This window comes from Methylosinus sp. (assembly GCF_036560965.1).
Taxonomy (GTDB): Bacteria; Pseudomonadota; Alphaproteobacteria; order Rhizobiales; family Beijerinckiaceae; genus Methylosinus.
In genome coordinates, this window is record NZ_DATBQF010000064.1 from 1 (window position 1) to 9,962 (window position 9,962).

Below are 9,962 nucleotides of genomic sequence, written 5' to 3' on the forward strand. Positions count from 1 at the left end.
ACACATAAATCCCCATAGCTCGCGGCGGCGACGGCGCCCTTCCGACTCGCGGTTTCCTTCCTTGGAGGTTTTCGGATGCCGGCCCTAAGGCTGCGCGACGCCGAGTGCTCGCAAAGGGCCGGCATCCGAAAACCTTTACATGAGCGGCCGTTCGTCTCGGACGGCCGGAGCGTCCGCTTTCTCTGGAGTCCGGGGACGTTCGTCGCGGCGGGTCGGTAGGCAGGATATAAAGTTCCGAATCCTGTGGCCGCGCTGTAAGTCTTGTGGCGTTCGAAGCCGGTGATGCAGGAATGCGCGGTCGCCTACTTCGCCTCGCTAAGGTCCGACGCCAAGAAAGTGAACGGCATTCCTTCGCCGCTACAAGACGATGCAATTGCTCCGTCGTTTCAAACATCATTCGCCAGTCTATATTGAAGGCTTACGATTTCTCGATCGGCGAGGCGCGCCGGCTCGGAATGAGCACACCGCGCCAAGAATCGATCGGCGAAGAAAACAATGGAGCAGAAAGCCCTCCCTTCGTTATCGTGAGTGGCCTGTCGCCGCCGGCGTGCGCGAGTCGGCTTCGAGCCGCGGCTGCTTCCCGCCGGAGCGTGCGGCCGAGCGATTCATGGAAAGCTTTCGTGCGCGCCGTTTCTTCCACCAGATATAAACGCCCGTGACCGATAGCAGCGCGACGAAGAGGCCGAGCGCGCAGACGAAAATCTGAAACGTCCGGCCGAACACGCGCGTCATATGCAGCGCATAGAGCCAGCTCTCTACCGTATTGCCGGCGTGCTCGCCGGTCGGCAGGTGCAGAGCGACGAGCGAACCATCGCGTCCGTCCAGCGCGATAATCGTGGAGCCGCCTTTGGGAGAGCGCTCGAAGACGTCCCGACTCGTGCGGAGCTGATAGGTGTAGATTCCGCCCATCGAGCTATAGCCGAGCCCGAGCGGCGCCGAAACGGCGAAGCCGCGCTCGGCCGCAAGCTCCGTAGCGAGGCGCGCGCCAGTTTCTTGCGCCGCGCGCCAGTCGAGACGCGGCGCGTCATTGCGAGGACGCTGCATGATGGCCCGCGCCTCGTCCATCCGCGAGCGATAATCGAAGGTCGCCTTTGTCACCCATTCATAGACCGGCCGAATATTGAACATCACGCTCGACCAGGCGAAGATGAAGAGGATCGGCCACAGCCACAGGCCGCTGGCGCGGTGCAGATCGAGATTGACGCGATAGGCGCCGCCGCGCCATTTTACCTGCCAGGCCGTCTTCCAGCGCCGGAAGAAGTCGCAGAGCGAGATCGGAAGCGTAACGTAGAAGCCGACGAAACAGTCGATCGACCAGACGATCGCGATGATTCCGAGCGTCGTCGAGCCGAAGGGGCCGAGGGTTAGAGTCCAGTGCAATTTGTAGATGAAGGGCATGAGATTGACGAGCCCTTCAGAAATATCGCCGCGCATTCGACGTCCGAGCTCGGCTCCAGTCCAGGGATCGAGGAATAATTGGTCGAAGCCTGCGATCGGGTTCGGCCTGCCGGTGACAGAATCGTTCGTGCTCGCGAAACTGACCAGTATCTGGTCCGGCTCCGCATAGAGCACGCCGCCGACAGTCCTGTCGGGAACGATCGCCTGAGCGCGTTCGGCCAGCGTGGCGAGATCGAGTGGCGCAACGCCGGGCCGCGGCTCGGCGAACAGCTGTGGCGCGAAAACGCGCTCCAATTCCGTGTTGAAGGCGAGCAGGCTGCCTGTCAGTCCTGTGATGATGAGAAATCCAGTCATCGCCAGCCCAACCCAGCGATGCAGAAAGACGAAAATCGAACGAATCATGGTGTGGCCTCCGAAAATAACTTCAATCGCGCCGCCGGCCGGGCGTCCGCTGCGCCCGGCCGGCGGCGCGATCACATCAGAATTTCACCTTTAGCGAGCCGACGAAAGTGCGCGGCGCGCCATAGGCGGCGTTGAGGCCGCCGTCGCTGCTCTCGGAATATTTCGTGTCGGCGATGTTCACGACATTGAGCTGCGCCTCGATCGGCACATTCTGCAACACGAAGCGATAGCCGACCATGGTGTCGAAGCGCACATAGGCGGGGAGCTGCCAGGAATTGGTGGTGTTTCCCTGCCGCTCGCCATTGGCGTAGAAGCCGGCCCCGAAGGTGAAGCCGTCGTTGGCGCCCGGCGCAGTGTCGTATTTCACCCAGAGATTGCCGGCGTGGCGCGGAACTCCGGGCCAGCGCTTGCCGAGGATGGCGCCGGTGCCGATTACATTGCTCTTGAGGACGATCGCGTCGCTGTTCGTGTAGCTGCCGATGATGCTGATATTGTCGGTGACCTGCCCCGCCACGTCCAATTCGAGGCCGCGATTGCGCACCTTGCCGGCCGCGATCTGGAAGCTCGAATTCGGAAAGCGCGGGTCCGGCGTCAGAATGTTGGAGAGATAGAGATCGAAAGCGGCGATCGACCCGGTCAGCCTGCCGTCGAAGAGGCTCGCCTTGGCGCCGACCTCGAATTGCTGCCCTTCCTGAGACTTGAGCGGCGTGGCGTCGGCGCTCTGCGCCGCCGCGTTGGAATTGCCGAAGGATTCCGCATAGCTCGCATAGATCGAAAAATTCTCGTCGAGCTTCACCAGCAGGCCGCCGTTCGGCGAGATTTTGCGCTCGGTCCTGTTCCCCTTCCAGGACGGATTATAGTGGCCGTCGCAGAAGGGATAGCACTGCGCGCCGGCCGCCGTTTGCGTGACGCCGGAAATTTCCTGGTTGACGTCGAAGGCGACGTCGTAACGCCCGCCAATCAGGAAGTGGATGAAATCCTCGTAGGAGATGTCGTCCTGGACGTAATAGCCGAAGTTGACCTGATTGGAGCGAGACAAAAGGTTGCCCGAGCCTTGGCCGATGAATCCGTGCAGCGAGTAATAGTCGATGCCGCTATAATTTGGCGCCCAGACGTCGAGAGCCGGGATCGGCTGCATTGGAAAGCCGGCAGGCGGCGTGCCGGGCGGATTGTCGCCCTTGTAGACCTGGTGATACCAGAAGTAGTCGAAGCCAAAGAGCAGCTTGTGCTTCAATGGTCCGGTTTCCACCTCGCCATTCACGTCGATATTTAGAGAATACATGTCGCGATAGCCGCGGCTCCAGCTGAGCTTGCGGTTCATTTGGCCAGTCGTGAGATTATAGCCGCGCGAGAGGATATAATATTGCATTTCGTCGGCATGATTATAGTGGAAGCGGTTCGTCACGGACCATTGATTGTCGAAACGATAGGTCCAATCCGCTGCGACGAGAATACGCTCCATCACATCGGGAAATTCGTCGTACCATTTCGGGTCCATCTGCGTCCAATTGCGCGGAAGGCCGGCCGGGCGGCCGACGAAGCCAGGAATGGCGTAGCTCTGCGCCAATGCCGGGACCATCTGGCCGTAGCTGCCGCGGCTGGCGGTCTTGAGATGGTCGTATTGGAAGGAGAGATTCGCTTCGAATTGCTCGGTCGGCCGCCAGGCGAGCCGCGCCAGAACCGAGCCATTGTCGCGATGCCGGAAGTCGATGAAGTCGTCGGCGCGGTCATAGACGCCGATCACGCGGTAGAGGAGCGTCTTCTCCTTGTCGAGCGGCCCGGTCGCGTCGACGGTGGTGCGTGAGAGCCCCCAGCTGCCGAACTGCTCCTGCATGTTGTAGGCGGCCTCTTCCTGCGGCCGCTTGGTGACGAAATTCACCATGCCGCCCGGCTGAATGCGTCCATAGAGCATGGCGGCCGGCCCCTTGAGGATTTCGACGCGCTCGATGAAGGCCGTGTCCGACGCGTTGGCCACGCCGGTCAGCTTCAGTCCGTCGCGATAGGTGTTGTTGCCGTTGGAAAAGCCGCGGATCAGAAAGGCGTCGTAATAGGTGAAAAGGCCCGTCTGCACGCCGGAGACGAATTTCACCGCCTCCTGTGTGTTCAGGATCTGATTGTCTTCGAGCACTTGTCGCGGAATGACGACCACGGCGCGCGGCGTGTCGATGAGCGGCGCATTGGTCTTCGTCGCCGTGAAGGCGTTGGTGCGCGCATAGCCGGTCTGCTTGCCGTCGTCGAGCGAGGAGAGCTGACCTAACTTGCGTCGCAGGGGAGAGCCATTCTGCTCTCCGGCGATGTCGATCGCGGGCAGCGTCTCCTGCGCGAGCGCGGAGGCGGTGAAAGAAACGAGCGGAAATGCGCCGGCGAAAACGCCGCGCATCAATTTCGAACGAAGCATGTCTCATGTCTCCTGGCGTGGCGCGGAGGCCGACGCGGACCAAATCGAGGGCACGGCTCGGAAGCGAGCCGCGTTCATTGGGTCAGGAGAGCACGGGCGGCGCGCGGGACGACCAGGAGCAGCCCCAGCCGAGCGGCTTTCTCTGGAGATGCGGGAGCGCGACGAGGCGTGTTGAGGCGGCGGCGCAGGGGGAGCGGGCTAGCGTCGTCGGCGCGGGCGCGGTCGCCAAATCGAACCCGCCGCAGCCGCCGGCCACGCAGAGAATGCAGCAATGGGCGGCGGGGCTGTCCTTCGACGGCGTTTCGTCGCCGCGCCGAACGTCGCCGCAATGATCCGCGATGGAGGCGGCGCCTCTATCATGCGCCCATCCGAACGCATGAGCGTTCGCGCCGCCGACGGATATCAGCGCCTGCCACAGCGTCAGGCAGACGATTAACCAATAGCGCAAGACCGCTCCTCGCCGCTGGATAAGGGGCCTCGAACCGTTAAGCTCTTTCGGTAACTTGGCCGTAACGCAGCGGCTCGTCCGAGCGGCGCAGAGACACGAATTCAGGCAGGAGTTGCAAATTCGACACAGTTGCGAAATTGATCGCCGGGATGGGGGTCATTCGACAGAGCGAATGCTTTCCCATGGTACGGAGCGTCGTGGCGGCGGGAGCTCTCTTGTGCGCATTCTGATCGTCGAAGACCAGCGCGAGATGGCGGCGCTGATAGCAGACCGCATCAATGATGCGGGATTCGTGACGGACCATGTCGGCGACATCGCCGAGGCGCTGGAGGCGCTACGGACGCGCGATTATCCGCTGGTGCTTCTCGACCGCCGCCTTCCGGACGGGGACTCGATCGGCGCGGTGCCGACGATCCGCGGCTTGCGGCCCGGCATCCGCATCGTCTTCGTCACGGCCCTGCACTCGACGGACGACAAGATCAGCGGCCTCGACGCCGGGGCGGACGACTATCTCTCCAAGCCCTTCGACGCCGACGAGCTGGTGGCGCGCATCAGGGCGAGCCTGCGGCGTCCGGGCGGACGCTCGCAGCCGCCGATCGTCGTCGGTAATCTGTCCTTCGATCTCGAAGCGCGTGAGGCACAAGTCTCCGGACGGCCATTCGTGCTGCACAGGAGGGAATTGCTGCTGCTGGAGTCCCTCGCGCGGCGAGCGGGACGCGCCGTCACCCATGACTCGCTGTTCGAGGATATCTACGGTTTCGGCGAAGCGGCGCAGATTGACGCGCTGAAAATGCTGGTGTCGCGCCTGCGCCAACGCCTCAAGGACCAGGGCGCCGGCGTGGAAATTCACGCCGCGCGCGGCATTGGCTATCTCCTTCGGAAGGCGCGCCCGTGACCGTCGGCCGATCTTTGTCCTCGCGGCTCGTCCTCTCTTGGGTGGCTACGCTCACCATCGTTTTCTTCACTCTTCCGGCGACAGTCTATCTGCCGCTCGCCGCTCTGCGCATCGGCGACATTGCCGAGATCGGCCTCGAGAGCTGGACGACGCGGCGCGCCCGAATTCTCGTCATCGATGCGCTTCGCGCGGACGCGTCCGGGACGAGGCGCATCGAGCTCACGCGCGGCCTCCTCGTCCATATGCAGCGCAACCCGGAATTCCGCTTCGCCGTCTTCGAGCCGAAGGACGGAGGTCTGCTGCCGGGTTCGTCAACGGAACTCGCGTCTCATTTCGCCCCGAGCACCAAGGTCGAGAGCTTCGGCTCGATGTTTCACCTCGCCGACGATCCCAACTCTGACGCGCGCGGCTATGACCGAATAGCGGAGACGCCGATCGGGCGAATGCGGATCATCGTCTATGGCGCGTATTTCCATTGGGACGACGTGCTTCAGCAGCTCTACAATCATCTGAAGCTGATCAATTTTATCGCCTTCATTCCGTTGTGCGCAGCGGTGGCGGCCGTCGCCTGCTTCGTCGTCCGCCGCTGCCTCGCGCCATTGCGGGCGGCGGCAGCCGAGGTCGCTGTGGTCGACGTGAACTCGCTCGACCGCCAGATCGCGTCGATGGATCTGCCAACGGAGGTTCTCCCCTTCGTGGAGGCCGTCAACGACGCTTTCGATCGCGTTCGCGATGGCGTCGAAAGGCACCGCCGCTTCACCGCCAACGCCGCGCACGAATTGCGCACGCCCGTCGCCATTTTGAAGGCGAGAGTGGACAGGCTGAACGACAAGCCGCTCAAACACGACATCGAACGCGACGTGCGCCGAATTCAGACGATCGTCGATCAATTGCTGATTCTGGCGAGGCTCGGCGGAGCCAACAAGAAAAGCGACCGTGAGATCGACCTCGGCCACACAGTGCTGGCGATCACCGCGGACTACATGCCGATCGCCATCGACAATCGCCGCACTATCGAATTCGAGCCCCCGCCCGCGCGGGTTGCAGCGCGGGTCGACGGCTGGGTGGTCGAGAGCGTCGTCGCCAATCTCGTCGAGAACGCCGTGCGCGCGGAGCCCGAGGACGGCACGGTCGTCGTCCGCGTCTTGCCCGGCGCGGTGATCGAGGTCGCCGACCATGGCGACGGTGTTGCGCCCGAAGATCGAGAGCGCATCTTCGAAGCCTTTTGGCGCAAGAATGACGCCTCGCGCGGAGCAGGCCTCGGACTCGCGATCGTGCGCGAGCTGCTCGACGAATTGCATGGTTCTATCGAGGTCCGGACGACCGAAGGCGGCGGAGCGACATTCGTCGTGCGGCTGCCCTCGGCGTGAGCTCGCGGCGCCGCATCGATCTACGTCGGATGGCGGCCGGCTGAAGGACTCGAACTCGCGTTAGGATTTAGCTCGCTCCGCCGGTTCCGGTGATGAGACGGCCGAAAATGAAATCGGCGCCCCGATCGCGCCCGCTCTCGACCTGGAAGCGATAATGTCAGCTATCGGCGTGATCGGACGCCCGCCATTCGGAAGGAACGGGTCTCCTTTGTCCTCCTTCGCCCTCGGGAACAGCTCAGGGGCGCCAGGAGGAGACATTCGCCGCGCCCGCGGACCTTCGCCGCGCCGGACATCCACGGCCTGGCTTGAGGTCTCGTGACGCGTTTCGCCCTCCCCGATCGCGCTGCTTGCTACGCCAAGTCGTCGATGCGTGTCTGCGCACGGCGGCGGTGATACTCGGCGACGGCGCGCGCGATCGGATGCCGTCCGACAGCGAACTCGGCGATGGGCGCCACGAAGATCGCGGAGTCGGCGCAATCGCCGACTTCGACCTGGCACATGAGGTCGAAGGCGTCGCCGGCGTCGAACACATTGGTGACCGTACATCGACGGTCCGAGCCGCGGCGTCGCGCAGCCGCTTTCGACGAAGCCAGCGATCGTCCACGCGGAGGCACCATGAGAGGCAAACATCGTCGAAGCGCTTCCATCAGTCCGTGAGCGTCGGTGGCGCGCGTCCGGCCGACGCCGCCAGAGTCTATTTCTCGAGCAATTTTCCGAGCGACTTTCCCCGGCGAGGGAACGCACGCTATTTCTTCGCGGCCTGCGCCCTCCACGGATCGGAGAAGTGCGGCGAGGTCAGTAGCGTCTCGTTGGAGAGCGCCCACAGAAAGGCGCGCAGATCGGCCTTCTCCTGCGGCGTCAGATCGATCTTGACGATCAGCGCGCTCTTCATCGGACTGACTGCGCTGTCGCCGGCGTTCGGCCTGCTCGCGATGTTCCGTCCGCCGCGCGTGTAAATGTCGACAACCTCCTCGAGCGTCGCAACCGAACCGTCGTGCATATAGTGGGCCGTCACCGCAATGTTACGCAGGCTGGGCGCGTGGAACGTGCGGATCGCCGGTGAGTTTGAAGGCGCCGCGATTAAGCTGCGGATCGCCGCCTTTGCCGTCGGTGTTATAGAGGCCCGCATTGTGGAACGGCGTCTCCTCCTCGCGCGTCTCGGCGCGCACGAACCGATCGTCGAGATTGACGTTGCCGTGACAGTGGTGGCGCTCCGTCTTCTCGCCGAAATAGAGATCGCGCCCGCGCTGCTCCATTTGATCAGAACTCGACCCGCAGCGATCCGAGGAATGTGCGCGGCGTTCCGGTGATGATGTTGAACCGGTTGTTGCCCGAGGAGGGATAGTAGATGACGTCGCCGAGGTTCTTCGCATTGAGCTGCGCGGTCACGGTGAAGCCTTCGATCTTGGTCGTATAGGCGATCATCGCATTGACCAAGGTATAGCCGGGCAGAATGGCGGAATTTGCGTTGTCGATGAACGAGCTCTCGCTCACCGTCACGCCGGCGCCAAGGCTCAAGCCGCGCAATGCGTCGTCGGCGTCGTATTTGATCCATAGATTTCCGTAGTTGCGCGGACTTCCGCCGAGCTTGTAGCCGGCGACGGGAAGCTGCGTGTAAATCTCCGTGGCGGGATTGAGCGGCGAGCCTTCGATCGTGCGGACGTCGTCGTGGGTGTAATTGGCGATGACGCTCCAATGGTGGTCGATGCGGCCGCTGAGATCGAATTCGAAGCCCTGGCTGCGCGCCTTGCCGATGAGCAGCGTGTTCATCGAGTTCCGCGGATCCGCGGTAGGTATATTGGTCTTGGTGATGTCGAAATAGGCCATGGTCAGCGTCATTCGCTTATCGAACAGCTCGGCCTTGACGCCGCCTTCGAATTGCTCCCCCTTCTGCGGAGGCAGCGGCGCGCCCATGGCGTCGGTGTTGTTCGCGCCGAAGGAGCGCGTGAAATTGCCATAGAGCGAGAGCCAGGGAAGCGGCTGATAGAGCAAGCCGATGCGCGGGCTGAACGCCTTGTCGTACTGGTCGGAATAGGAATTGAGCGCCGCGCTGGCGGAGGAGAAGTCCTTATTGATGCCGTATTCCGCCCAATCGTAACGGCCGCCGAGCAGCACATGCGCCGTGTCATCCAGGAAGGAGATCATGTCCTGGCCATAGACGCCCGACCATTTCTGGCCATTGTGAATGTAAAAACCGTTGTTGTAGATCGACTCTGATCCATAGGTCGGCGCATAGAGATTGATGGAGCTGATAGGAGGAAAGAAGTTGTAATATGTCGCATAGACTGGCGTGTAATAGCTGAAGTAATCGTAGCCGACCAAAATCGAATGATCGAGCGGACCCGTCGAGAACTTGCCCTTTAGATCGATGTTTGTCGAAAAGAGCCGATCCGTGAAGCCAGGGTTGACCGTCAGCCATCGGTCGAGAACACCCGTCGACTCGTTGAAGCCGCTCGGATAGCCGTTCATCGTTCGATAGGCGACGCTCGAATAGCTCAGCCGGTTGGTGAGGCTCCAGCTCGGCGCGAAATCATAGGTCCAGTCATAGGCAATCCGCTTCTTGTCGAAATGATTGGGGTTGGACGTCGTGATCGACGCCGGCGAAAGATAGCGGCTGATCGGAATGGACGCCGGGCTTCCTCCGACAGCGGGGAGGATGGGAAAGTCATCGACCCAGGTGCGGTTCTGATATTCGAAATCGATGTTCATCCGAAATTGCTCGATCGGACGAAAAGTGACCGTCGGCGCGATCAGCACATTCCGATCGGTAACGAAGTCGCGATACGAATCTGTGCGATAATATTCTCCATTCAAGCGATATAGCACGGATTTGTCCGCTGTGACCGGTCCCGTCATGTCGACCGTCGTGCGTGTCAATCCGAAGGATCCGATCTGTTCTTGGACCGAGTAATAATACCAACTCTCTGAGAGGCCGACTCACGTGTGGGATTCCCGAATCGGCTGAAATTTGATTCGACCAGGCGAACACATGGAGGTTCGCCATGGCGGCGGCGATTGGGCTTCGAGGCGATTATGACGCGCGCTCCTTGC

The 9,962-nt window shown here is 62.0% G+C and carries 8 protein-coding genes and 1 pseudogene; 2 read left to right on the plus strand and 7 right to left on the minus strand.

Features of this window, described 5'->3' with window-relative positions; all coding sequences use genetic code 11:
- Positions 1–519 precede the first annotated feature (519 nt).
- The 3 genes from VIF40_RS16970 to VIF40_RS16980 all read right to left on the minus strand — a co-directional run bounded on the left by VIF40_RS16970 (position 520) and on the right by VIF40_RS16980 (position 4,646).
- A complete protein-coding gene (locus VIF40_RS16970) occupies positions 520–1,800 on the minus strand; it encodes a PepSY-associated TM helix domain-containing protein (RefSeq protein ID WP_331938697.1) in 1,281 nt (426 codons plus the stop codon).
- A 76-nt stretch (positions 1,801–1,876) separates the two neighbouring features.
- Entirely contained in the window at positions 1,877–4,198 is a 2,322-nt protein-coding gene (locus VIF40_RS16975; RefSeq protein WP_331938698.1) for a TonB-dependent siderophore receptor, read from the minus strand.
- 82 nt (positions 4,199–4,280) lie between these two features.
- A complete protein-coding gene (locus VIF40_RS16980; RefSeq protein WP_331938699.1) occupies positions 4,281–4,646 on the minus strand; it encodes a hypothetical protein in 366 nt (121 codons plus the stop codon).
- A 217-nt stretch (positions 4,647–4,863) separates the two neighbouring features.
- Here VIF40_RS16980 and VIF40_RS16985 point away from each other — a divergent pair, with 217 nt between their 5' ends.
- Together VIF40_RS16985 and VIF40_RS16990 are read left to right on the plus strand one after the other, a co-directional pair.
- The gene (locus VIF40_RS16985) at positions 4,864–5,541 is read left to right on the plus strand and encodes a response regulator transcription factor (protein ID WP_331938700.1); all 678 of its coding nucleotides are present in this window, start codon (positions 4,864–4,866) and stop codon (positions 5,539–5,541) included.
- Entirely contained in the window at positions 5,538–6,911 is a 1,374-nt protein-coding gene (locus VIF40_RS16990) for a HAMP domain-containing sensor histidine kinase (protein ID WP_331938701.1), read from the plus strand. The genes VIF40_RS16985 and VIF40_RS16990 overlap by 4 nt, the downstream gene beginning before the upstream one ends.
- Positions 6,912–7,261: 350 nt before the next feature.
- Here the strand turns inward: VIF40_RS16990 and VIF40_RS16995 are convergent, their stop codons facing one another.
- The 4 genes and pseudogenes from VIF40_RS16995 to VIF40_RS17010 all read right to left on the minus strand — a co-directional run.
- Positions 7,262–7,441 (minus strand): hypothetical protein, encoded by a 180-nt coding sequence (locus VIF40_RS16995; protein WP_331938702.1) that lies wholly within the window; start codon positions 7,439–7,441, stop codon positions 7,262–7,264.
- A gap of 215 nt (positions 7,442–7,656) precedes the next feature.
- Complete coding sequence (locus tag VIF40_RS17000) at positions 7,657–7,911, minus strand: hypothetical protein (protein ID WP_331938703.1); 255 nt, start codon at positions 7,909–7,911, stop codon at positions 7,657–7,659.
- A 22-nt stretch (positions 7,912–7,933) separates the two neighbouring features.
- Entirely contained in the window at positions 7,934–8,167 is a 234-nt protein-coding gene (locus VIF40_RS17005; protein WP_331938704.1) for a hypothetical protein, read from the minus strand.
- 4 nt (positions 8,168–8,171) lie between these two features.
- A pseudogene (locus VIF40_RS17010) lies at positions 8,172–9,818 on the minus strand (TonB-dependent siderophore receptor); the annotation flags it as partial.
- Positions 9,819–9,962: the final 144 nt, after the last annotated feature.

Coding starts and splice junctions, on each gene's coding strand:
- VIF40_RS16975 (WP_331938698.1), bottom strand. CDS start 4,198: ATGCTTCGTTCGAAATTGATGCGCGGCGTTTTCGCCGGCGCATTTCCG.
- VIF40_RS17005 (WP_331938704.1), bottom strand. CDS start 8,167: ATGGAGCAGCGCGGGCGCGATCTCTATTTCGGCGAGAAGACGGAGCGC.
- VIF40_RS16970 (WP_331938697.1), bottom strand. CDS start 1,800: ATGATTCGTTCGATTTTCGTCTTTCTGCATCGCTGGGTTGGGCTGGCG.
- VIF40_RS17000 (WP_331938703.1), bottom strand. CDS start 7,911: ATGCACGACGGTTCGGTTGCGACGCTCGAGGAGGTTGTCGACATTTAC.